General features: G+C 74.0%; 25 protein-coding genes. 16 read left to right on the forward strand and 9 right to left on the reverse strand.

Annotated elements, in window-relative coordinates; translation table 11 throughout:
- Positions 1 to 86: 86 nt before the first annotated feature.
- Both VG276_04005 and VG276_04010 read right to left on the reverse strand, forming a co-directional pair.
- On the reverse strand, positions 87 to 752 hold the full coding sequence (locus VG276_04005; protein HEV8648568.1) for a response regulator transcription factor: 666 nt from the start codon (positions 750 to 752) through the stop codon (positions 87 to 89).
- A gap of 71 nt (positions 753 to 823) precedes the next feature.
- A complete protein-coding gene (locus VG276_04010) occupies positions 824 to 2023 on the reverse strand; it encodes a sensor histidine kinase (protein ID HEV8648569.1) in 1200 nt (399 codons plus the stop codon).
- A 206-nt stretch (positions 2024 to 2229) separates the two neighbouring features.
- On the opposite strand from VG276_04010, the gene VG276_04015 reads away from it, so the two are divergent.
- From VG276_04015 to VG276_04040, 6 genes are all read left to right on the forward strand, one after another.
- Positions 2230 to 2613, forward strand: coding sequence for a hypothetical protein (locus VG276_04015; GenBank protein HEV8648570.1), 384 nt, complete (start codon positions 2230 to 2232; stop codon positions 2611 to 2613).
- Between the two features lie 117 nt (positions 2614 to 2730).
- Positions 2731 to 3699, forward strand: coding sequence for a thiamine pyrophosphate-dependent dehydrogenase E1 component subunit alpha (locus tag VG276_04020; protein ID HEV8648571.1), 969 nt, complete (start codon positions 2731 to 2733; stop codon positions 3697 to 3699).
- 14 nt (positions 3700 to 3713) lie between these two features.
- Positions 3714 to 4733 carry an alpha-ketoacid dehydrogenase subunit beta gene (locus tag VG276_04025; GenBank protein ID HEV8648572.1) on the forward strand — a complete coding sequence of 340 codons (1020 nt, stop codon included), beginning with the start codon at positions 3714 to 3716 and terminating at the stop codon, positions 4731 to 4733.
- Positions 4734 to 4742: 9 nt separating this feature from the next.
- Positions 4743 to 5960 carry a dihydrolipoamide acetyltransferase family protein gene (locus VG276_04030; GenBank protein ID HEV8648573.1) on the forward strand — a complete coding sequence of 406 codons (1218 nt, stop codon included), beginning with the start codon at positions 4743 to 4745 and terminating at the stop codon, positions 5958 to 5960.
- Between the two features lie 15 nt (positions 5961 to 5975).
- On the forward strand, positions 5976 to 6932 hold the full coding sequence (locus VG276_04035) for an NAD(+)/NADH kinase (GenBank protein ID HEV8648574.1): 957 nt from the start codon (positions 5976 to 5978) through the stop codon (positions 6930 to 6932).
- The gene (locus VG276_04040; protein ID HEV8648575.1) at positions 6925 to 8127 is read left to right on the forward strand and encodes an NAD(P)/FAD-dependent oxidoreductase; all 1203 of its coding nucleotides are present in this window, start codon (positions 6925 to 6927) and stop codon (positions 8125 to 8127) included. The genes VG276_04035 and VG276_04040 overlap by 8 nt, the downstream gene beginning before the upstream one ends.
- Positions 8128 to 8149: 22 nt before the next feature.
- On the opposite strand, the gene VG276_04045 is transcribed toward VG276_04040, so the two are convergent.
- Positions 8150 to 8533: a hypothetical protein gene (locus VG276_04045; protein HEV8648576.1), complete on the reverse strand. Its 384-nt coding sequence runs from the start codon at positions 8531 to 8533 to the stop codon at positions 8150 to 8152.
- Positions 8534 to 8563: 30 nt separating this feature from the next.
- Positions 8564 to 9823 (reverse strand): MFS transporter, encoded by a 1260-nt coding sequence (locus tag VG276_04050; protein ID HEV8648577.1) that lies wholly within the window; start codon positions 9821 to 9823, stop codon positions 8564 to 8566.
- A gap of 386 nt (positions 9824 to 10209) precedes the next feature.
- Between VG276_04050 and VG276_04055 the strand changes: the two genes are divergently transcribed.
- The 7 genes from VG276_04055 (at position 10210) to VG276_04085 (ending at position 15919) form a co-directional block, all read left to right on the forward strand.
- Positions 10210 to 11658: an ATP-binding protein gene (locus tag VG276_04055; GenBank protein ID HEV8648578.1), complete on the forward strand. Its 1449-nt coding sequence runs from the start codon at positions 10210 to 10212 to the stop codon at positions 11656 to 11658.
- Positions 11659 to 11704: 46 nt separating this feature from the next.
- Positions 11705 to 12481: a gamma-glutamyl-gamma-aminobutyrate hydrolase family protein gene (locus VG276_04060; GenBank protein ID HEV8648579.1), complete on the forward strand. Its 777-nt coding sequence runs from the start codon at positions 11705 to 11707 to the stop codon at positions 12479 to 12481.
- Between the two features lie 43 nt (positions 12482 to 12524).
- Positions 12525 to 12869, forward strand: coding sequence for a hypothetical protein (locus tag VG276_04065; protein ID HEV8648580.1), 345 nt, complete (start codon positions 12525 to 12527; stop codon positions 12867 to 12869).
- Between the two features lie 53 nt (positions 12870 to 12922).
- Entirely contained in the window at positions 12923 to 14488 is a 1566-nt protein-coding gene (locus VG276_04070; protein ID HEV8648581.1) for a molybdopterin-dependent oxidoreductase, read from the forward strand.
- 176 nt (positions 14489 to 14664) lie between these two features.
- Positions 14665 to 15369 carry a sigma-70 family RNA polymerase sigma factor gene (locus VG276_04075; GenBank protein HEV8648582.1) on the forward strand — a complete coding sequence of 235 codons (705 nt, stop codon included), beginning with the start codon at positions 14665 to 14667 and terminating at the stop codon, positions 15367 to 15369.
- Positions 15351 to 15632, forward strand: a complete 282-nt coding sequence (locus tag VG276_04080; protein ID HEV8648583.1) for a zf-HC2 domain-containing protein — start codon at positions 15351 to 15353, stop codon at positions 15630 to 15632. The genes VG276_04075 and VG276_04080 overlap by 19 nt, the downstream gene beginning before the upstream one ends.
- A 92-nt stretch (positions 15633 to 15724) precedes the next feature.
- The gene (locus VG276_04085) at positions 15725 to 15919 is read left to right on the forward strand and encodes a hypothetical protein (protein HEV8648584.1); all 195 of its coding nucleotides are present in this window, start codon (positions 15725 to 15727) and stop codon (positions 15917 to 15919) included.
- Positions 15920 to 16001: 82 nt separating this feature from the next.
- On the opposite strand, the gene sodN is transcribed toward VG276_04085, so the two are convergent.
- On the reverse strand, positions 16002 to 16409 hold the full coding sequence (gene sodN, locus VG276_04090; protein HEV8648585.1) for a superoxide dismutase, Ni: 408 nt from the start codon (positions 16407 to 16409) through the stop codon (positions 16002 to 16004).
- 88 nt (positions 16410 to 16497) lie between these two features.
- Between sodN and lepB the strand changes: the two genes are divergently transcribed.
- The 3 genes from lepB (at position 16498) to VG276_04105 (ending at position 18579) form a co-directional block, all read left to right on the forward strand.
- Complete coding sequence (lepB, locus tag VG276_04095) at positions 16498 to 17115, forward strand: signal peptidase I (protein HEV8648586.1); 618 nt, start codon at positions 16498 to 16500, stop codon at positions 17113 to 17115.
- 45 nt (positions 17116 to 17160) lie between these two features.
- Positions 17161 to 18117, forward strand: coding sequence for an NAD-dependent epimerase/dehydratase family protein (locus VG276_04100; GenBank protein ID HEV8648587.1), 957 nt, complete (start codon positions 17161 to 17163; stop codon positions 18115 to 18117).
- Positions 18118 to 18363: 246 nt separating this feature from the next.
- Positions 18364 to 18579 carry a helix-turn-helix domain-containing protein gene (locus tag VG276_04105; protein ID HEV8648588.1) on the forward strand — a complete coding sequence of 72 codons (216 nt, stop codon included), beginning with the start codon at positions 18364 to 18366 and terminating at the stop codon, positions 18577 to 18579.
- A gap of 40 nt (positions 18580 to 18619) precedes the next feature.
- Here the strand turns inward: VG276_04105 and VG276_04110 are convergent, their stop codons facing one another.
- The 4 genes from VG276_04110 to VG276_04125 all read right to left on the reverse strand — a co-directional run.
- Positions 18620 to 19264 (reverse strand): DUF5317 family protein, encoded by a 645-nt coding sequence (locus VG276_04110; protein ID HEV8648589.1) that lies wholly within the window; start codon positions 19262 to 19264, stop codon positions 18620 to 18622.
- Positions 19265 to 19277: 13 nt separating this feature from the next.
- Positions 19278 to 19922: a response regulator transcription factor gene (locus VG276_04115; protein ID HEV8648590.1), complete on the reverse strand. Its 645-nt coding sequence runs from the start codon at positions 19920 to 19922 to the stop codon at positions 19278 to 19280.
- Positions 19923 to 20040: 118 nt separating this feature from the next.
- Positions 20041 to 20289 carry a WhiB family transcriptional regulator gene (locus VG276_04120; GenBank protein HEV8648591.1) on the reverse strand — a complete coding sequence of 83 codons (249 nt, stop codon included), beginning with the start codon at positions 20287 to 20289 and terminating at the stop codon, positions 20041 to 20043.
- Between the two features lie 322 nt (positions 20290 to 20611).
- Positions 20612 to 21593, reverse strand: a 982-nt coding sequence (locus VG276_04125; protein HEV8648592.1) for a diacylglycerol kinase family protein, incomplete at its 5' end; no start/stop codon positions are given.

Raw genomic sequence — 21593 nt, forward strand, 5'->3', positions numbered from 1 at the left:
GCTACCGCACCCGCGGTAGGCGGCTCAGCCGAGGTGTGCGACGTGGCGGGGCCGCGGCCCGGGCCCGTCGCCCGGCCGGGCTCGGCTCAGTCCAGCCAGCCCGGGCGGACCAGTCCAGACTCGTAGGCGAGCACGACCAGCTGGGCCCGGTCGCGGGCGCCCAGCTTCACCATCGCCCGGCTCACGTGGGTCTTGGCCGTGGCCGGGCTCACCACCAGCCGCTCGGCGATCTCGTCGTTGGACAGCCCGGCCGCTACCAGCCCCATGACCTCGCGCTCCCGGTCGGTCAGGGCGTCGAACCCGGGCGAGCGCGGGGGCTCCTTGGCCCGGGCGGCGAACTCCGCGATCAGCCGCCGGGTGACCCCCGGCGACAGCAGCGCGTCGCCCCGGGCGGCGGCCCGCACCCCGCGGATCAGGTCGGCCGGCTCGGTGTCCTTGACCAGGAAGCCGCTCGCGCCGGCGCGGATCGCCTCGAAGACGTACTCGTCCAGCTCGAAGGTGGTGAGGATGACGATCCTGACCCGGTCGAGCCGCTCGTCGGCCGCGATCATCCGGGTCGCGGCCAGGCCGTCGAGCCCCGGCATGCGGATGTCCATCAGCACCACGTCGGGCACCAGCGCCGACGCCAGCCCCACCGCCTCCTCGCCGTCGCCGGCCTCGCCGACCACCTCGATGCCCGCCTCGGCGTCGAGCAGGGCCCGGAACCCGGAGCGGACCAGCACCTGGTCGTCGACGAGCAGGACCCGGACCACCGGGGCGCCCCCTCGGGCGTCCCCGGACCGCTCGGGAACGGCCGGGCCGGCCGGGGCGCCTCCCGCAGCGCTCACATGGCACCGTCCAGGGGGAGCCGGGCCAGCACCCGGAAGCCGCCCCGGCCGGGACGCGGCCCGGCCTTGAGCTCGCCGCCGAGGGCGGCAGCACGCTCGCGCATGCCGAGGATGCCGCTGCCACCCGGGGCGAGATCGCCGGGCGTGCCCCGGCCGTCGTCGTCGACCTGCACGGTGAGGTCGCCATCACCGTAGGTCACCTGGACGGTGGCGGTGGCCGGCCCGGCGTGGCGGGCCACGTTGGTCAGTGCCTCCTGCACGATCCGGTAGGCGGCCAGGTCGACGCCGGCGGGCAGCGGCCGGGGCGCGCCGGCGACCCGCGTGCGCACCTCGAGCCCGGCCACCGCGACCCGGGCGGCCAGGTCGTCCAGGCGGGCCAGGCTCGGCGCGGGGGAGCGGGGCAGCTCCTCGTCGACTCCGCGCAGCGCACCGAGGGTGGCGCGCACCTCGCGCAGCGCGTCCTTGCTGGCCTGCTTGATCGCGACCAGCGCGGTGCGGGCCTGCTCGGGCCGCTCGTCGATCAGGTGCAGGGCGACCCCGGACTGCACGTTGATCAGGGAGATGTTGTGGGCGAGCACGTCGTGCAGCTCGCGGGCGATGCGCAGCCGCTCCTCGCTGGCCCGGCGCCGCGCCTCCTCCTCCCGGGTCCGCTCGGCCTCCACGGCCCGCTGCTCGGTCGCGCGGAGGTAGGCGCGGCGCACCCGGAGGACCTCGGCCCCGGTGCCCACCACCAGCAGCCAGGCGGCCAGGCCGGCGGCCGGGACCAGGCCGGGTGCCGGCTCATCGCCGAGCAGCGGGCCGAGCCACAGGAACGACACCCATCCGGCGGCCAGGGACAGCCAGCCGACCAGCCGGTGACCGGCCAGCACCGCGGTGACGAACGCGAGGATCAGGGCGAGGAAGACCGGCCCTTGCGGGTAGTCCAGGAGCGAGTAGAGCAAGGTGGCCGCGAACACCACGGCAAGCACGGCCACCGGGGCGCGGCGCCGGGCCAGGGTCGCGGCCGGCCCCGCTGCGAGGAGCGCATAGCCCAGCGCGTCGAGTGGCCTCTGGGTGGGCTGGTTGTGCGCCGCGAAGGACGTGCCCACGAGCTGGACCACGCCGATCACCAGGGCGATGGCCAGGTCGCCCGGCCAGCCCTCGAGCAGCCGCGGCCAGCCGGCCAGCGGCCGCCTCGGGGCGTGGCTCGTGCTCATGCAGGCACGGTAGGCCATCAGGCGGGTTCGCGTCATCGGTCGCGGGCGGTTGGCGCCCGTACGACGGTGGGCGTAGCCGGGCGGTCCGCGCCTGCGTCCCACGGCGCAGCGCGGAAGCCTCCGCCCACCCGACGACGGCAGCCGGGTCGCGCGGCAGCATCGCAGGCGAGACAGCTATCCTCCCCGTTCGACGCCAGGAGGTATCCGTGAGAACCGCCACGACCATCGTCCGGACGCTCATACGGCTCACCGGGCTCGTGCAGATCGTGCTGGGCGTGCTGTTCTGGACAGGCAACGCCCGCGGCCTGATCCCGCTCCACATGCTGGTCGGGTTCGTGCTCGTGCTCTCGCTGTGGGTCATGGCCGCCCTGGCCGCCCGGGCCGGCGTGCAGCCCGGCCTGGTCGCCCTGGCCGCGGTCTGGGGCCTGGTCGTGCCGGTCCTCGGGCTCGCCCAGGACCGGCTGCTGCCCGGCTCGGCGCACTGGCTGATCCAGGTCCTGCACCTGCTGGTCGGCCTGGCAGCCATCGGCCAGGGCGAATCCCTGGCCGCCCGCATCCTGCGCCGCCCGGTACCCTCCCCGCAGCCGTGACCGATCACCCCCTGTCCACACCCTCCGCGACATGACACCCTGAGTTCCTCACAGACGGCCCGCCGCGCACCCGGTCCGCGCCGGGACCGTCCAGGGATCGGCGCGGGGAGGGACGCCATGGAGCTGACCCAGGACAAGGCCCTCTGGCTCTACGACCGGATGGTGCGCATCCGGGCTTTCGAGGAACGGGTGGCGAAGCTGTTCGCCGACGGCAAGATCCCCGGGTTCGTGCACCTGTACGCCGGCGAGGAGGCGGTCGCGGTCGGGGTCTGCGCCCACCTGGAGGACCAGGACTTCATCACCTCCACTCACCGCGGGCACGGGCACTGCATCGCCAAGGGCGTCGAGCTCGGCCCGATGATGGCCGAGCTGTTCGGCCGGGTGGACGGCTCCTGCAAGGGCAAGGGCGGCTCGATGCACATCGCCGACGTGTCCCGCGGGATGCTGGGCGCCAACGGGATCGTCGGGGGCGGCCCGCCGCTGGCCTGCGGTGCGGGCCTGACCGCCAAGCGCAAGGGCACCGGCGCGGTGTGCGCCTGCTTCTTCGGCGACGGCGCCGCCGAGCAGGGCACCACCCACGAGGGCATGAACCTGGCCGCGATCTGGAAGCTGCCGGTGATCTTCGTGGCCGAGAACAACGGCTTCGCGGAGTCGACCCCGGTCGGTTACCACTGCGCCGCGTCGACCATCGCCGACCGCGCCGCCTCCTACAACATCCCCGGCATCTCGGTCGACGGCTACGACGTGATCGCCATGCACGAGGCGGCCGGGGAGGCGGTCGCCCGCGCCCGCCGGGGCGACGGCCCCAGCCTGATCGAGGCCAAGACCTGGCGGTACTTCGGGCACTTCGAGGGCGACCAGGTCACCTACCGGACCGCCGAGCAGTCCGCCGCCTACCGCGAGCACGACCCGCTCACCTGGTTCGCCAGGCAGGCGGTCGACCGCGGCCTGCTCACCGCCGAGGAGGTCGAGCAGCGGGACCGGGCCGCCGAGGCCGCCGTCGACGAGGCGATCGAGTTCGCCGATCGGAGCCCGCTGCCGGCTCCCGAGGAGGCACTGACCGACGTCTACGTCTCCTACCGATAGGGAGGGAGCCCGCCATGGCCGTCGCGACCCGCACGCTCACCTTCCGGGAAGCCGTCAACGAGGCGCTCGCCGTCGAGATGGAACGCGACCCCGACGTGGTCCTGATGGGCGAGGACGTCGCCGGCGGCGCCACCGTCGAGGGCTTCGAGCAGGAGGACGCCTGGGGCGGGGTCCTCGGGGTCACCAAGGGCCTGGTCCAGCGGTTCGGCCGCGACCGGGTGCTCGATACCCCGATCTCCGAGTCCGGCTACATCGGCGCGGCGGTGGGCGCCGCCTCCACCGGGCTGCGCCCGGTGGCAGAGCTGATGTTCGTCGACTTCTTCGGTGTCTGCATGGACCAGATCTTCAACCAGGGCGCCAAGCTCCGCTACATGTTCGGCGGCAAGGCCAAGGTGCCGATGGTGATCCGCACCATGATCGGCGCCGGCTTCCGGGCGGCCGGGCAGCACTCCGGCTGCCACTACTCGGTCTTCACCCACATGCCCGGCCTCAAGACGGTGGTCCCTTCCACCCCGGCCGATGCCAAGGGGCTGCTGGCCGCGTCGATCCGCGACGACGACCCGGTGCTGTTCTTCGAGCACAAGCTCCTCTACGACACCAGCGGCGAGGTCCCCGAGGGCGAGTACGTGGTGGAGCTCGGCCGGGCCGACGTCAAGCGCGAGGGCGACGGGGCCACGGTGGTGGCGATCGGGCGCATGGTCCCGTTCGCGCTCGAGGCTGCCGAGGGCCTGGCCGCCGAGGGCGCCGAGGTGGAGGTGCTCGACCCGCGCACGCTGTCGCCGCTGGACGAGGACGCGATCCTGGGCTCGGTGCGCAAGACCAGGCGGCTGGTGGTGGTGGACGAGGACAACCCACGCTGCTCGATGGCGACCGACATCGCCGCGCTGGTCGCCTCGCGCGCCTTCGACCACCTGGACGCTCCGCCGCAGCTGGTGACGGCGCCGCACACGCCGGTGCCGTTCTCGCCGGTGCTCGAGGACTTCTACGTGCCGAGCCCCGGCCGCATCGTCGAGGCCGTCCGCGCGACCCTGTAGCGAGGCGACGTGATCACCGAGGTCCGCATGCCCAAGCTCGGCATGGCGATGAAGCAGGGCGTGGTCACCAAGTGGCTCAAGGCCGAGGGTGAGGCCGTCCAGGAGGGCGCCGACCTGTTCGAGCTGTCGACCGAGAAGATCAGCGCGGTCGTTCCCGCCCCGGCATCCGGGCTGCTGGGCCGCGTGGTGGCCGAGCCGGGCACCGAGCTGCCCGTCGGCGCCCTGCTCGCGCTGATCGGCGAGACCGGCGACGCCTTCCCGCCGAGGGAGGAGCTCGCCGCGGCCGACCGACCGGGGGGACCCGATCGACCGGGGGGACCCGATCGACCGGGGGGGCAGCAAGCGCCCCCCCGGACCCCCCCGGGGGTTGCGCCGGCCGCGGAGGCGCCGGCCGGGGGGGCGCCGGCGTCGCCCGCCGCGCGGCGCCGCGCGCGGGAGCTCGGCGTGGACGTCGCCATGGTGCCGCCGAGCGCGCCGGGCAAGCGCGTCACCACCGAGGACGTGGAGGCGTTCGCCGCGGCCCAGCCGGCAGCGGCGACCCCACCGGCGAGCCTGCTGCCCTTCGCCGGCATCCGCAAGGTGGTCGCCGAGCGGCTGAGCGACAGCCTTCGGACGATGGCACAGGTCACCATCGCCCACGAGGCCGAGGTGAGCGGCCTGGCCGCCAGGCGCGACGCCCTGGCGGCCGGTTTCGAGGCGGCGGCCGGCATCCGGCTGACCTATACCGACCTGCTGGTGGAGGTCGTCGCACGACTGCTGCGCGAGCATCCGCTGCTCAACTCGAGCCTGACCGAGCAGGGCATCGCCACCTCGGAGGCGGTGCACATGGGCGTCGCGGTCGCCCTCGAGGACGGGCTGATCGTGCCGGTGATCCGCGACGCCGACAGCCGCCCGCTCGGTGAGATCGCCCGCGCGCGCGCCGAGCTGGTCGCCAAGGCGCAGGCGGGCACGCTGGCGCTCGACGAGATCGAGGGCGGCACCTTCACCATCTCGAACCTCGGCGCGTTCGGCGCGGACGCCTTCACCCCGATCGTCAACCCGCCCCAGTGCGCGATCCTGGGGGTCGGCCGCATGCTCGACAAGCCGCTGGCGGTCGACGGCCGGGTCGAGATCCGCCCGACGATGTGGCTGTCGCTGACCTTCGACCACCGGATCGTCGACGGCGCGCCGGCGGCCCGCTTCCTGCAGGCGCTGGCCGAGCGCCTGGCCGCCGGCCCGGTCGGGTAGCCGGGGAGCCCGGCGGTGCGCGCCACGGTCGGCCTGATCGCCAACCCGGCGGCCGGACGGGACATCCGGCGGCTGACCGCCCGCGCGTCGCTGGTGCCGAACCACGAGAAGGCGGCGGTCGTCCGCCGCGTCCTGCACGGCCTCGCCGCCACCGGCGTCGACGGCGTCCGCTACCTGGCCGACCGGGCCGGCATCGTCGCCGCCGCGGTGGACGGATCGGCCCCGCCGCTGGCCACGGAGCCGCTGCCCTACCGGGCGCGCGGCTCGGCGAGCGACTCCACCGAGGCGGCGCGCCTGCTCGCCGCCGAGGGCGTCGGGGCGCTGGTGGTCCTCGGCGGCGACGGCACCAGCCGGGCGGTGGCGGCCGCCTGCGGCGAGCTGCCGCTGGTGGCGATCTCGACCGGGACCAACAACGTCTTTCCCAGCATGGTCGACGGGACCGTGGCCGGCATGGCGGCCGGCCTGGTGGCCACCGGTGCGGTCGACGTCGACAGGGTCAGCACGCGGGTCAAGCGCATCGAGGTGCTGGCCGGCGGCACCACCGACGTGGCGCTGATCGACGCCGCCGCCTGCCTCGACGTCTTCGTCGGCACCCGCGCGATCTGGGATCCCGGGCGGGTGCGCGAGCTGGTGCTCACCAGGGCGGCACCCTGGTCGGTCGGGCTGTCATCGATCGGCGGGCAGCTGCGCCCGCTCGGAGTGGACGAGCCGGCCGGCCTGCACGTGCAGCTCGGCGCGGGCCGCGAGATCCTCGCCGCGATCGCGCCTGGCGTGGTGGCGCTGGTCCCGGTCGCCGGCTGGCGGCTGCTGCCGCTCGGTGAGCCGGTCGTGCTGGCCGGGGCCCGGACGGTGGCGCTCGACGGCGAGCGCGAGCTGACGGTCGACGGCGAGGTGACCGCCAGGGTGACCCGGGCCGGGCCGCGGCTGGTCGACATCCACGCGGCGTTGGAGGAGGCGGTCGCCAATGGCTGACCTGGTGGTCGTCGGAGGAGGGCCGGCGGGGGTCGCCGCCGCCCTCGAGGGGGCCCGGCTGGGCGCCCAGGTCGTGCTGGTGGAGCGCGGGCTGCTCGGCGGGGTCTGCGTCCACGCCGGCTGCATCCCGTCGGCCGCCTACCACACCGCTGCCGGGTTCCTGCACGAGCTGCGGCGCGCCGGTGCCGCAGGGATCGACGCAGGGCCGCCGAGGCTGGTCTGGGAGCGGGTGCAGGCGTGGGCGTCGAAGACGTCGGAGACGGTCGCGAGCGGGCTGCGCGCCCGCCTCGGCTATGCGGGCGTGACGGTGGAGGCGCGCGGCGCCACCGTCGCAGCAGGCGGCGTGGACGGCCACGAGGGCGTGCCAGCGGTGGTCGCGGCCGGCGCGCGCTCGCTGGCGCCAGAGGGGATGCTGTCCAACGACGGCGTCATGGGGCTGTCGCGGGTCCCAGACAGCCTGCTGGTGATGGGCGCCGGGCGCTTCTCGCTGGAATGGGCCGACCTGTTCGCCGCCGCCGGCAGCTCGGTCACCGTGGTGGTGCCCGGCCAGCGGATCCTCCCGGAGGAGGACGCCGACCTCGCCGGCTTCCTGCAGCTGTCGCTGGAGGAGCGCGGCGTCACCTTCGCCGCCGAGGCCCCCGACGTCGGCGCGGAGCTGGTGCTGTCGGCCGACACCAGGGAACCGAACCTGCCGGGCCTCGAGGTGGACGACACCTGCCGGACGAGCCTCCAAGGCGTCTGGGCCGCCGGCGACGTGACCGGCCCCCGCTGGCTCTCCAACCGCGCAAGCCGCCAGGGGGAGGTGGCGGCCGCCAACGCGCTCGGCGGCGCGGTGAAGGTCCGGCAGGAACGCCTGCCGAGGAGCGTCAACACCGAACCGGAGCTGGCCGCGGTGGGCCTCACCGAGCAGGATGCGACCGAGCGCGGACTCCAGGTCGGGGTCGGCTTCGCCGACCTGGCGGCCAACCCGAGAGCGATCACGCTCGACCGGGCCGCCGGCGCGCTGAAGCTGGTGGTCGACACCGAGTTCGGCGAGATCCTCGGCGCCCACATGGTCGGGGTCGGCGCCACCGAGGTGATCGCCCAGGTCGCCCTTGCCATGCATCTGGAAGCCGAGTACTGGCAGCTGGCCAGGGTCGCCCACGTGCACCCGACCCTGGCCGAGCTGGTCGGCGAGGCCGCCGCCTCGGTCTAGCCAACCAGGCGAGACCTCCGGCCTACTCGGCCGCCCCGGGGCCGGCGCCGCCGGAGCGGGGACGCCGACCGGCCTGGTCGTCGAGGAAACGGGCGACCAGGCCGCGCAGCACCACGGCCATGGTGAAGCCGTTGGCCTGGCACCACTGCTTGAGGCGCTCGTGCTGCTCGGTGGAGAGGCGTACCGGGACGCTCTGCCAGGGGCCGCCGGTCTCCATGCCGGCGGCTTGAGCGAGCTCGACCCGCTGCGGGCCGTGCGTGGGGAGCTGCTCGAGCGCCTGCATCAGCTCCCCTGGCGGGAGCCAGGCCGCGGGCCTGGCGCCGAACCACTCGCGCACGAGGGTCTCCTGCTCGTCCTCGCTGAGGCTGCGGAACGCCTTCAGGACCAGGCGCGGGAACTCCGCCATCGCGATGCCTCCATTCGATATCGCGCGATATCACGAGAGCATGCGCCGTGCCCACCCCGGCTGTCGAGCCCCGCTCTGCTTGGCCACGTGCTTGCCCTGGTAGGGGGCGGCGCCGAGGCTGCCGCGGCCGGCAAGGGCGACGAGCAGGGCGACGATGGCGCAGGCCCAGGCGGCGGCGAGCGCCAGGGAGACGCCTGCCCGGTCGAGCAGAACGCCGGCGACCGCGAAGCCGGCCGCCGCGGTGACGTTGAGCGCGGTGCTCACCCAGGTGGCCGACTCGGTCAGCGTGCCAGGTGGCGCCAGCTCGGCCGCCAGCACGAAGGCCGAGCTCTCCAGCGGGGCCGTCGTCAGCCCGACCGCCACCACCACCGCCCCGAGGACCACCAGCGACGGCGCCGCCGCCATCGGTGCGCTGGCGAGCACCAGCAGCCCGAGCAGGGCGAGGAAGCGTCGCCCGGTGGCCCCTCGCCAGGTGCGCGCGCCGTACCAGAGGCCGCCGACGGCGCTGGCCGCCGCCCAGCCGGCTAGCAGGATGCCGGCCGCCTCCGTCGATCCCTCCCGCCTGGCCGCCGCGACCAGCCCGATATTCCAGATGCCAGTGGCGGCGCCGACGCCGACGAGGGTCAGCGCCAGCGTCCGCATGCCGCGCGCGCTCATCGCCCCCGCCCAGCCGGCCGAGCCCGCCGGGCTCGGGGTCCAGGCCCGCGACACCGGCGAGACCACGAAGCCGGCCGTCCCGACCAGTGCCAGCCCGGCCGCGGCCAGCAGCCCGGCCGCCGGGTCCACCGTGGCGGCCAGCCCGGCCGCAAGCAGCGGTCCGAGGACGTACAGCGTCTCCTCGAGCACGGCGTCGAGCGCGTAGGCGGTCTGGAGCTGCGGTCCCCGGCCGACCAGCGACACCCACAGCACCCGCATGGCCGGGCCGAGCGGCGGGACGGTGGCCCCGGCAGCCGCGGCCAGCGCCACCGTGGCCGCGCCCCCGACCGGTCCCGGCCGGGCCACCACGACCACGCCGGCAAGGGCGGCGGCGAAGGCGACCGCCAGCGGCGGCAGGCTGCGCCGCTGGCCGTGGCGGTCCACCAGCCGGCCCCTGACCGGGGCGAACAGCCCGTTGGTGAGCAGGGTGGCGGCGGAGACGGCGCCGGCCTGCGCGAACGAGCCGGTCGCGTCCTGGACGAACAGCAGCAGCGCGAGCGGACCGGTGGCGGAGGAGAGGCGGCCGACCAGCGAGGCCAGCACCAGCGGTCGGGCGTGGGGAGTCCGGAGGACGGTGAGATAGGAGATCTGCACCGTCCGATCCTACGGCTGCCGCACCGTCGTACGGAATGGGCTGGATAGACCAAAGGTACGGCTCTGCCGGCACGTCCTGCCCGTTAGTGACTCGTGAGCGGTGGCACCTATACGTCGGGGTCTGTACGCGGATGGATGGGGATTGCTCTGCTTGACTTGCTTCGCGGCGATGGAGGAAGTTGCCGCGATCTGGACCGTCCACCACACCCCCGAAGGAGGTGGATCGGATTGCGGTCGCTCCGCGCATGGAAGTGGCACTAGGCATATTGGACCAATGACTACGTACCCCGAGCGGATCAGCTCGGGGTACATTTAGTAGTGCAATCGAGCCCTCCTCGGTCGGAGGGAGGCCCTGGGGGATGTCGGGCAGGCTCAGGTGGTACTTGGTGGCCGTCTGCACGGCTGGCCTGCTCGTGCTGGCCGTCCTGCTGCCGGAGGTCGACCTCGCCCGCGTCCGGGAGGTCTGGGCGGCGATCGCGGTCTTCACCGCCTTCGTGGTCGTCGGCGAGCTGCTCGCCATCCCGGTCGGCCATGACAACCGGGTCAAGGACCTGGCCGTCACCGCCAGCTTCGCCTACGGGCTGGTGCCGCTGGCCGGCACCGCCGTGGCCGCACTCGCCTTCGTGATCGCCTCGATCGTCTCCGACGTGGTCCGCGGCAAGGCGGCGGTCAAGATCCTGTTCAACGCCGCCCAGTACGTCCTCGCGCTCGCCGCCGGCGGTGCGGTCTACGCGGCACTCGGCGGCGGGTACGGGGTGCGCCCGGCCGCCCTGCCCGCCCTTGTGGCCGGCGGCCTCGCCTTCATGCTGGTCAACTACCTGCTGGTGAGCGCCGTGGTCAGCCTCGACCAGCGCGTCCCGGTGCTGCAGGGCTTCCTCGGCGACAACCTCCGCCTGGAGCTGGCCAGCTCGGTCATGCTGCTCGGCCTCGCCCCGGTCGCGGTGGTGGTGGCCGAGCGGAGCCTGCTGCTGCTGCCCGCCCTGGTCCTGCCGCTCGGCGCCGTCTACTTCGCCTCCAGGGGCGAGCTGCTCGCCAGGGCGCAGCAGGCCGAGGCCGAGGAGGCCGCCGCCCGCCAGCGGCGGCTCACCGAGCAGGAGCAGGAGCTGGTCCGCCGCCTGCAGGAGGCCGACCGGATGAAGGCCGACCTGATCGCGACCGTCTCCCACGAGCTGCGCAGCCCGCTCACCACCATCCTCGGCGTCTTCGGCATCCTGCGGGTCCGGCGCCGGCGGCTCGGCCCCAGCGAGCGCGACCAGCTGGTCCTGATGGGCATCCGCCAGAGCGAGCGGCTGCAGCGCATGATCGAGCAGCTCCTGCTCGCCGCCCGCTTCCAGCAGGCCGAGCCGGGGGCGGCGCCGGCCCAGGCCGCCCGGGTCGAGCTGGACGCCACCGAGCTGGTCCGCCAGGCAGGCGCGGAGGCGCGGGCCCGCCACCGGGGCCGCCGCATCGCGATCGAGACCAACGGGTCCCTGCCGGTCCGCGTCGCCCAGGACGCGGTCGTCCAGGTCCTCGGGAACCTGCTCGACAACGCCTGCAAGTACTCCCCGGTCGGCCAGCCGGTGCGGCTGTCGGGCGACCGCGACGGCGCCACCGCGGTGCTGGCGGTGGAGGACTCCGGAGCGGGCATCTCCGCGGCCGACCGGCAGCGCATCTTCGAGCGCTTCACCCAGCTCGGCGCCCAGGGCCAGCGGACCGGCGGCGGCGTCGGGCTCGGCCTCTACATCGCCCGCCAACTGGCGCGCAGCCAGGACGGCGAGCTGCTGGTGGTCGACCCCGTCGGCGGCGGCGGCGCACGGTTCGAGCTGCACCTGCCGCTGGTCCCCGCCGGCGACTAGCCGCCGTTCGCGGTCCCCGGTGTGGTGCTGCTAGGCTCCATCGCCGATGAGCGCCCCCCTGATTGCCATCCCCACCTACCACCTCGGCCCGGGGCGGGTGGGCGATTGGACGGGCGCCTACGCGCTCCCCGAGCCGTACGTGACCGCCCTGTGCCGGGCCGGTGCCCGCCCGGTGCTGCTCCCCACCGCCCAGCCGGCCGACGCGGCCGAGCTGCTCGAGCCGTTCCATGGCCTGCTGCTGGCCGGCGGCGGGGACATCGACCCCGGCCGCTACGGCGCGCCGCCACACCCGGCCCAGAACGGCACCGACCCGGACAGGGACGCGGTCGAGCTGGCGCTGGCCCTGGCCGCCGACCGCCTCGGCATGCCCGTCCTCGGCATCTGCCGCGGCGTGCAGGTGCTGAACGTCGCCTTCGGCGGGACCCTGGTGCAGCACCTGCCGGAGCTGACCGGGCTGCTGCGGCACCACGCCGACGGCGAGCAGCTCCTCCATCCGCTCCGCGTCCTTGCAGGGAGCCGTCTGGCCGGCGCCCTCGGGCGCGGGCAGGTCGAGGGCCTTTCGCACCACCACCAGGGGCTGGACCGGCTCGGGGACGGCTTCCAGGCGGTCGCCTGGTCGCCGGACGGGCTGGTCGAGGGCATCGAGCGTGAGCGGGGCTGGACCGTCGGGGTGCTCTGGCACCCCGAGAGCACCGCCGACGCCGATCCGGCCCAGCGCCACCTGCTGCGGTCGTTCGTCGCCGAGGCGTCGCGGCGTGGGCTGCGCTTTTGGAACCCGGGCGCTGAGCCGGTAGGGTCTCGGGGACCCGGTCCCGGATCGTGATGAGATGCAACAAAATGCCCCGGGTCGACGTAGCTACGTTGAGATGCTGTTTTCCAACCTTCTGCTCGCCCTGAGCCTCACGGTCCTCTGGCCGCTGGTGCTGCTCGGGCTCATGGCCGGTTGCGCCTGGCTGGAGCGGCGGACGCTGGCCGCCGAGGAGGCCGGGCCGAGGCGGCTGCGGCGGCCCGCCAGCGCACCGTCCGAGGAGGAGAGCGAGGCGGTGGTGCTGCTCGAGCAGGCCGTGGACCTGGCGGTCGAGCGCCGCTTTGCGGCCGATCAGCCCGCCGACGAGGCCGCCAGGTCCCAGCGGGCCGCCGGCGGCGGCGGCCGGCACCTGCGCCGCGCCGCCGGCGGCCGCGCGGGCGGCAGGCACGAGCGCCGCCGCTGACCGTCGGGACCGCCCAGCCCTCGGAGGCTCGGCGACGCGGCTATCGTGGAAGCATGGAACGACGCCTGCGCACCACCGAGTCGTTCGTGGCCGGCACCTCGGCAGTGCTGCTCGCCATGGCGGTGCTGGGTCTCTGCTACCTGGTGCAGGCCAGCTTCCCGTTCCCGCCCCTCGGCCTCGCCCAGCGCCTGCTGCGGCTGATCCCGGGCCCGCTGGCGGTGTTCTTCATCGAGCGGCTCGGCCACTGGGCGCTGCGCCTGTTCGCCGCCGGCTTCACCGTCGGCGCGGTTCTGGCCGGCGGTGTCGCCGGGGTGATCGTCGGCCGCCGGCCAGAACGGCGACAACCCCTCGCCGCCTGGCTGGCAGGAGCCCTGCTGGCGGCCGCCGCCCTCGGCGGCTACCGGGCGCAGCCGGGCGCGCCCTCGCTGCTGGTCTACGCCGGTGCCGTGGCCGTGGCGGGGATCGTCTACGCCAGCGCCCTGCGCGGGGCGCTCGCCCGCCTGGAGCGCGACCCGGTCCCGGCACCGGCGACCGGGCTGGGACGGACACGCCGGGAGCTGCTGCGCGCGATGGTCGGCGCCGGCGGCCTGCTCGCCGTCGGGCTGGTGCTGCGCCGGCTCACCGGCGGGTTCGGCGACCCCGGCGGGCGGCCGCTGGTACGGCCGGCCGGCGCCGCCCCCGTCCGCGGGGCCGCGGTCCCCGGCGGCGCCGACGCCGCCGCCTTCGCCGCCATCAACGGGCTCACCCCGGAGGTGACCCCCAACCGGCTCCACTACACCGTCGACGAGTCGATCATCGACCCGGACGTCGACGAGGGCTCCTGGAGGCTGCGGGTCGGCGGGCTCGTCGGCCGGCCGCTCACCCTCGGCTACCAGGAGCTGCTGGCCATGCCGGCCACCGAGCAGTACGTCACCCTGCAGTGCATCTCCAACTTCGTCGGCGGCGACCTGGTCAGCACCGCCAAGTGGACGGGGGTGCCGCTGCGCGACCTGCTGGAGCAGGCCGGCGGGGTGGCTGAAGGAGCGGTGCGGGTGGCGTTCCACGCGGTCGGCGGCTACTCGGACTCGCTGCCGCTGGCCAAGGCGCTGGAGCCGACCACGGTGGTCGCCTACGGCATGAACGGCCAGAGCCTGCCCCGCGCGCACGGCTACCCGGCCCGCATCATCGTCCCCGGCATCTACGGCATGAAGAATGTGAAGTGGCTGGAGCGCATCGAGGTCGTCGACTACGACTACCGCGGCTACTGGCAGCGCTCCGACGGCTGGGACAACGTCGCCGAGGTGAAGACCGCCAGCCGCATCGACGTCCCGGCCGAGCTGGCCGCGGTCGAGGGACCGGTGGAGATCGCCGGCCTCGCCTGGGCAGGCGACCGCGGCATCCGCCGGGTCGAGGTATCGCTGGACGGCGGCCGCACCTGGGCCCCTGCCATCCTCCGGCGCCAGCTGGCCAAGGCCGCCTGGCGGCAGTGGCGGCTGCCATGGCAGCCGGCCGGCTCCGGCCGGCTCGTCCTCCAGGTCCGGGCGGTCGACGGCGGCGGTGTCGTGCAGACCGCCCAGCAGGCCCCGCCGCATCCAAGCGGCGCCTCCGGGTACCACCAGGTGGACGTCGTCACCGGCTAGGACGGGAATGCCTCGGCCCGGAGCTGCGGTTGCAGCCTGGGGAGGTCCGGTCGGAGTCGAGCTGCGGAGGTCGGGGAGTGCGCTATCCTGCCCAGGTGGCGCCGTCGAGGCGCTGGCGGTCAGGTGTCCGCCGGCCGCCAGGGCGGCCACCGGCGGTCGGCGGCCGGATGCCACGCGTGCGGCTCGTCGGAGCGGAGGATCTCCTGGTACAGCCATCGAGCTCGACCCCTGACCTCGGCGACGAGGTCGGCGCGGCCGCGCCCGACGGCACCCGCGCCCCGGCCGACGAGACCCCGGAGGAGCGCCGCCAGCGCTTCGCCGACTCGGCGATCCCGCTGCTGGACACCATCTACGCCGGCGCCCTGCGGCTCACCCGCAACCCGGCCGACGCCGAGGACCTGGTCCAGGAGACCTTCCTGCGCGCCTACAACGCGTTCCACCAGTTCGAGCCGGGCACCAACCTGAAGGCGTGGCTGTACCGCATCCTCACCAACGCCTACATCAACTCCTACCGCAAGCAGCAGCGGAACCCCCTCTCGGTGCCGACCGAGGACGTCGATGACTTCTCGCTGTACCAGCGGATCGCCAGCGCCAACCCGTCAGGCGCGGAGACCCCCGAGGACGTCCTGCTCGACCGCATTCCCGAGGAGGAGGTCCGCGAAGCCCTCGACGCGCTGCCGGAGCAGTTCCGCATGGCGGTGCTGCTGGCCGACGTCGAGGGCTTCTCCTACAAGGAGATCGCCGACATCATGGGCACCTCGATCGGGACCGTGATGTCCCGGCTGCACCGGGGCCGGCGCCAGCTCCAGCGGCGGCTGTGGGAGTTCGCCGCCGACCGCGGGCTGCTCGAGGAGGGACAGGAATGGGTTCGTCCGAAGTAGGCGGCCACCGCGACTGCGAGGACGTGCTCGGCTTCGTCTGGCTGTACCTGGACCACGAGGCCCCGCCGACCACCTGCGCCGAGCTGGAGACGCACATGGCCGACTGCCCGAGCTGCCAGCGGGCGGTCCGCTTCGACCGGCGCTTCAAGCAGCTGGTGCGGCGCTGCGCCGACCCCGGTCCGGTGCCGAGCGGGGTGGTCGAGTCGCTGCGCCTCCGGGTGGAGGCGATCCTTCGCACCGACCCGCCGTCCAAGCCCGCCTGAGGCGACCTCCGGGCGGATTCTCTCCGGCGTCATGAAACCGTCTTTATGTCCGCGGGCGTATAGATAGACGCGGAAGGACGGTGAAGCACGCGATGCGCTCCGAGAACGTGAAGGGCCACCGGCCCGGAGCCGACCCGCCGCCCTCCAAGGTCGAGCGGGTCGGCCGGGTCTGCGATGACGACGACTGCGACACGCGCCTGTCGATCTACAACAAGAGCGGGTTCTGCTGGCAGCACCAGCCCCTGATCTTCCCCAACTACCGGGGCAAGCGCCTGGCCAGCCCCTGACGAACGCCCAGCGGGCACGTGGGTGCCCCAGAGATGACCGAGTGGCCGGCTCCTCAGGGGGCCGGCCACCGGCTGTGGGTGGTCAGCCGCTCTTCGACTTCTGGAAGACCCCGTCGATCTCGTCGATCAGGTCCAGCAGCTTCTGCTGGTCGGCCGGTTCGACCGACTGCTTGGCCTTGCCGGCTGCCTTGGTCGCCTGCCAGAACAGGTCGTGCAGGTTGGGGAACTGCTCCAGGTGCTGGGGCTTGAAGTAGTCGGTCCACAGCACCCACAGGTGATGCTTGACCAGCTCGCCACGCTGCTCCTTGAGCAGCAGGGCGCGGTCGCGGAACACCGGGTCGTCGCTGGCGTGGTACTTCTCGACGATCTTCGCCATCGACTCGGCCTCGATCCGGGCCTGAGCCGGGTCGTAGACGCCACACGGCAGGTCGCAGTGGGCATGAACGACCCGGGTGGGGCGGAGCCAGGCGGCGACGCGCTTGGCGGTCATGGGCATCGTCCCTTTCCGTCGGCAACTCGCCCGACGGTACTACCACCGCTGCTTTCGCCGCACACCACCGGCGCGGCATCATGCCGCCATGCGCCGGACCGGTCGATCCAGGAGGCGCGGCGGCCTGCTGGCCGCCGCTGCCGCGCTGGGCGCCCTTGCCCTCGCCGCCGTGGCCGGCCGCCTGGCCCGGCTGGAGCCCATGCTCGTCCAGGGCGAGAGCATGCGGCCGACGCTGGTCCCCGGCCAGCGGATCGCGGTCGGCCCGCTCGACCGCCCCCCCGCCAGAGGCGACCTGGTGGTCCTGCCCCGCCCCCGACCGACCGGGGGGGCAGCAAGCGCCCCGTCCGACCGGGGCACCCCTCCGGGGTTCCCCGGACCCCTGGTGACAGACCCCACCGGCGGGCTCGAGGTGGTGAAGCGGGTGGTCGGGCTTCCCGGTGAGCGGGTGCGACTGGCCGGGGGCCGGATCGAGGTCGACGGCCGCGTCCTGCACGAGCCCTACCTCGAAGGTGGCGGGGGCGACCGGCTGGACCTGCGGCTCGGGCCGGCCGAGTACCTGGTGCTCGGCGACAACCGGGCCGCCAGCAGCGACGGCCGCGACTTCGGACCGGTGCCAGGCGACGCCTTCGTCGGCCGCGTCCGGTTCGCCTACTGGCCGCCGCGGCGCGTGTACCGGCGGCCTCGTCCGGTGCATCCCCCTCCCTGATAGCCTGCCCGAGAATTCCGCTCCTGCGGACCAGGGAGGTATTCCGTGCTCGTCGTCGTCGCCGGTGGCGCCGGGTTCCTCGGGGCCAACCTGGTCGATCGGCTCCAGGCCGAGGGTGACGAGGTGGTGGTCGTCGACGACCTCTCCCATGGCCACCTGGCCAACCTGACCGAGGCGCGCCGCCGCGGCGGGATCCGCTTCCACCGGATGGACGTCGCGCAGGGTGGGCTGGCCACCCTGGCCGGCCGGATCGAGGCCGACGCGTGGGTGCACCTGGCCACCGCGACCGACCCGGTACGCGCCTGGTCGGACCCCACCGGCGAGGCGCGGGCGGTGATCCCCGCCGGGATCGAGGTCCTGCGGGCGGGCGCCGACAGCGGGGCAAGGGTGGTCCTCATCTCCTCCGGCGCCTACCTCCACCCCTCCCAGCGCCGCGGCGCGACCCAGGCCGACGAGCCGCCCCTGCCGGCGCACCCGTTCGGAGCCGCCCGCCTGGCGGTGGAGGCCTACGCCGGTGTGTTCGCCGCCCGCGGGCTGGACGTGGCCACGCTGGTCCTCGGGACCGTCTACGGCCCGCGGCAGGACCCGCTCGGCCCTGGCCTGGTCGCCAGGGCCGCCTGGTCGATGCTGCAGGGCCAGCCGCCGCGGGTGGAGGGCGACGGCCGCCAGGAGCGGGACTTCCTGTTCGTGGACGACGCGGTCGACGCCGTCGCGCGCGCCGTCCATGCCGGCACGCCGCCCGGCCGGGTGCTGGTCGGCACCGGGGTCGCGACCTCCGCGCTCGACGTCGTCGAGCGGCTTGCGGGCAAGCTCGGCTGGTCGGGGGAGCCCGAATGGGCGCCGGCCCGGCCGGGCGACCCCCGCCGCTCGGCCCTCGACCCGGCGCAGGCCGCCAAGGCGCTCGGCTGGCATCCGTGGACGCGGCTGGAGGAGGGACTGAGCACGACGGCGGGCTGGTTACGGGACCGGCTGCCCGGCCATCATCGCTACTCTGGGCGTTGATCTGCTCATGCTCCGTAGGGAACGCACAGTAGGTAGATCGGAGCCGAAACCGCCCAACCGGGCTATGGTGGGCGCTCGGGCCAGTCCTAATAATCGCCGTGTTCGCACTGCACCCTGCGAGGGGTGACCGACAGACCCGTTTCCGCCGCACGTCCTTCTGTCTGGTCGGACGAACAGCCGGTCCAGCCCGGTCTTCCCGGATCTCGGCTCGCCCTGTCGGGGTCCGGACTAGAGAAAGGACGAACGGTGGCACAGCGCAAGTCGACTTCCCGGATCGAGGCTCCAAGCTATCTGCGCACCGCAGAGGTTGCCGACATCCTGCACGTCTCGCCCAAGACCGTCTCCCGCTGGGCCAAGGAGGGCAAGCTGCCCTTCCTGAAGACGCTCGGCGGCCACCGCCGCTACCCGGAGGCCAAGATCCGGGAGCTGGCCAACGAGCTGCGGGAGGAGCCGACCGGCTGAGCGCCGGCCGCGACAACCGCGGTGCGGTCGACCGGGGCGGCTAGTCCGCCCAGGTCGACCAGGGGACCGTCCGGGCCTCGTGGGCGCCTCCGGCGGCGTCGCCATCGCCGTCGCCGTCCCGTTCCCGGCGCCGGAACGGGGCGGCCTCCAGCATCAGGTGCTGCAGCAGCAGGAACAGGCCGGCGAGCTCCGCCACCGTCGCGAAGCCGGTGACGGCCCGCAGGGGCCGCACGGCCAGCAGGTCGCCGAGCAGGTCGAGGCGGGTCGAGGGCCCTGCCCGCACGTGCTTGGCGTCCGGGCGCGCCGGCAGGGGTCGCTCGGTCGCGATCCCGGCCCTGGTCAGGGTCGTCTCGGACACCGGCACGCCGGCGTTGGCCAGCACCACCGCCAGGTTGAGGAGCAGGCCGAGCGCGATCAGCGGCACCCCCGGCAGGCGCCCGTTGGCCCTGGCGATGCCGAGCAGCGTGGCAAGGGCCAGCGCCAGCAGCAGCGCGCCGAGGCCGAGCGGGAGCCCGATCGCGCGCAGCGGCAGCGCCACCACCACCGCCTGGACGCCGAGGCAGGCCACGGCGAGCGGCTTGGCCCGGACGCTGGTGGACACCAGGCCGCCAGGGACCCCGCCGCGTGCCAGGCCGGCCACCACCGCGGCGCCCCCGACCAGCAGGAAGAGCAGCGCCTCACCCATGGGCCGTACCCTACTACTCGACGATGCCGTGCTTGAGGGCGACGGCGACGGCGCGGGTGCGGTCGGAGACCCCCAGCTTGGTGAAGATCCGCTCCAGGTAGGTCTTGACCGTCTGCGGGGAGATGTGCAGCGCCTCGGCGACCTCCCGGTTGGTGGAGCCGTAGGCGATCATCTGCAGCACCTCGACCTCTCTGGTCGACAGCGTCGACACGCTCTGCTCGCCCCTGGTGAGCTGCCGGATCTCCTCGATGAACTGGCGCGTCAGGTTGGGGTGGATGACCGCGGAGCCCTCGGCGGCCAGGTGCACGGCCCTGGCGAGCTCGTGGGCGTCGATGTCCTTGAGCAGGTAGCCGGCGGCGCCCGCCTGGATCGCCTCGCCGACCCTGGCCTGGGTCTCCTCGACGGTCAGGATCACCACCCGCGCGCCCGGCACGCTCCGGGTGATCGCCTGGGTGGCCCGGATCCCGCCGAGGACCGGCATACGCAGGTCCATCAGGACCACGTCGGGTTGCACCGCCTCGGCGAGGCTGACCGCCTCCTGCCCGTCGCTGGCCTCGGCGACCACCTCCAGCTCCGCGTCCATCGCCAACGCGGCCTTGATGCCATCCCTGGTCAGCGGATGGTCGTCGGCCACGAGGATGCGAACGACATCGCCCATACGGCCCCCTCCGCCGGCGGATTCGTCCATCTGGATCGTACCGCTTCTCGCTAGATGAATAAACCCGTCGATCCGGACAAGGGATCAGGCGATGGGAAGTGAGCGTGATGGAATTGGCTCAGGCGATCCGCACCTTGCGGCGCTGCCCGCGGCGCAGCGCACGCCGCTCCTCCTCGGACAGACCGCCCCAGACGCCCGCGTCCTGCGCCGTGTCAAGCGCCCACTGCAGGCACTCGTCGCGGACGGGGCAGAGGGCGCAGATGGCCTTGGCCGATTGGACCTGAGCCTCCGCCGGCCCGGTGGTGCCAACCGGGAAGAAGAGCTCTGGGTCGACATCGCGACAGCGGGCACGATGGCGCCAATCCATTGACACATCCTCACTTTCCGGTGCAAGCCCTGGGGGAAGGGGCCTTTGCTCTGGGGCTCGCGAATGGGTGCTACTCCTCAACCCAACCACGAAGAGCGGCGTGAGTCTAGGGCAGCGGAACGGCCTTGGGAAGCACCAAATTCTCGCTTGAGTGGAAGAATCTGCACCAAATGCCTCTGCACCCTTGCCGCTTGCACTGCTCGAGGGGCTGGCTGGCAGCCAAGATACCCGCTCGCAACGCCATGAAACGCTCGCAGTCCGTTCTTTTCCCTGCACACTTCGATTAGCACCTAATTAGAATGACCGATACCACTCGGGAGAATTACGCACGGCGCGGCGCGACCACCGGCTGGGCGCCCCGCAGGCAGCCGATCACCACGCTCGTGCGGTCGCCCAGGTACTCGCCGTCGAGCTGGAATGCCATCGGGATGTCGGACTCGAGGGTGAAGCCGTCCTCGTCGTGGTGGACCGGCAGCCCGGGGTAGGCGGGCCGCGGGTGGGGCGAGAGCATGCCGGTGAGCGCCCGCAGCAGCTGCCTGGTCGCCATCGTCTGCGCGACCAGCAGGTCCAGTCCTCCCTCCCAGGTCGCCAGCGGCGTCGGCCGGAACGGCCGCCGGCCCAGATAGGTGAAGGGATCCCCGTTGCCGACCAGGGCGAAGTAGCCGCGCAGCGCCGCCCGGCCGCCGTCCAGGTGCACGGCCAGGTGGGGATGGTCGCGGTCGTAGTCGACCAGGAAGGTCTTCAGACCGGCGGCAACGTAGGCGCGGTCGCCGTAGAGCTGCTTGGCCCGCTGGCGGCGCTCGACCTCGCGGACGATCGCCCCGTCGAGGCCGAGGCCGGCGTTGAGGGCGAAGCAGCGGCCGTCGGCGGTGCCGAGCGACAGCCGCCGCCGGGCGCCGGCCGCCAGCAGCTCCAGCAGCCGCGCCACGGCCTTGTCGGGGTCGGCGGGCAGCCCGAGGCCTCTGGCGAGCACGTTGGTGCGTCCGCCGCCAAGCAGCCCAAGCAGCACGCCCGAGTCGCGGAGCCCGTTCACCACCTCGTTGACCGTGCCGTCGCCGCCGAGCACGGCCGCCAGTTCGACCCCGTCGGCCACCGCGCGGCGGGTGAGGACGGTCGCCTGCCCCGGATGGTTCGTCTGCACCAGCTCGACCTTGTGCCGGGCGGCCAGTGCCGCCGCGACCCGGTCGCGCTGCCTCCCGCTGAACCGGCTGGCGTGCGGGTTGGCGATCAGCACCACCCGCATGGATCCACCGGTCGCCCTGACCATGGCACAGGCGCTCTTGGGGGGCCGTGGGGGGGGGGGG

It is taken from the genome of Actinomycetes bacterium, assembly GCA_036000965.1.
Lineage (GTDB): Bacteria > Actinomycetota > CALGFH01 > CALGFH01 > CALGFH01 > DASYUT01.

Excerpts from the sequence above, each read along its gene's own strand:
- sodN (HEV8648585.1), bottom strand. The coding sequence starts at position 16,409 with ATGACCGCCAAGCGCGTCGCCGCCTGGCTCCGCCCCACCCGGGTCGTT.
- lepB (HEV8648586.1), top strand. The coding sequence starts at position 16,498 with ATGCGCCGGACCGGTCGATCCAGGAGGCGCGGCGGCCTGCTGGCCGCC.
- VG276_04045 (HEV8648576.1), bottom strand. The coding sequence starts at position 8,533 with ATGGCGGAGTTCCCGCGCCTGGTCCTGAAGGCGTTCCGCAGCCTCAGC.
- VG276_04025 (HEV8648572.1), top strand. The coding sequence starts at position 3,714 with ATGGCCGTCGCGACCCGCACGCTCACCTTCCGGGAAGCCGTCAACGAG.
- VG276_04060 (HEV8648579.1), top strand. The coding sequence starts at position 11,705 with ATGAGCGCCCCCCTGATTGCCATCCCCACCTACCACCTCGGCCCGGGG.
- VG276_04020 (HEV8648571.1), top strand. The coding sequence starts at position 2,731 with ATGGAGCTGACCCAGGACAAGGCCCTCTGGCTCTACGACCGGATGGTG.
- VG276_04110 (HEV8648589.1), bottom strand. The coding sequence starts at position 19,264 with ATGGGTGAGGCGCTGCTCTTCCTGCTGGTCGGGGGCGCCGCGGTGGTG.
- VG276_04070 (HEV8648581.1), top strand. The coding sequence starts at position 12,923 with ATGGAACGACGCCTGCGCACCACCGAGTCGTTCGTGGCCGGCACCTCG.
- VG276_04040 (HEV8648575.1), top strand. The coding sequence starts at position 6,925 with ATGGCTGACCTGGTGGTCGTCGGAGGAGGGCCGGCGGGGGTCGCCGCC.
- VG276_04120 (HEV8648591.1), bottom strand. The coding sequence starts at position 20,289 with ATGGATTGGCGCCATCGTGCCCGCTGTCGCGATGTCGACCCAGAGCTC.
- VG276_04085 (HEV8648584.1), top strand. The coding sequence starts at position 15,725 with ATGCGCTCCGAGAACGTGAAGGGCCACCGGCCCGGAGCCGACCCGCCG.
- VG276_04065 (HEV8648580.1), top strand. The coding sequence starts at position 12,525 with ATGCTGTTTTCCAACCTTCTGCTCGCCCTGAGCCTCACGGTCCTCTGG.
- VG276_04080 (HEV8648583.1), top strand. The coding sequence starts at position 15,351 with ATGGGTTCGTCCGAAGTAGGCGGCCACCGCGACTGCGAGGACGTGCTC.
- VG276_04010 (HEV8648569.1), bottom strand. The coding sequence starts at position 2,023 with ATGAGCACGAGCCACGCCCCGAGGCGGCCGCTGGCCGGCTGGCCGCGG.
- VG276_04115 (HEV8648590.1), bottom strand. The coding sequence starts at position 19,922 with ATGGGCGATGTCGTTCGCATCCTCGTGGCCGACGACCATCCGCTGACC.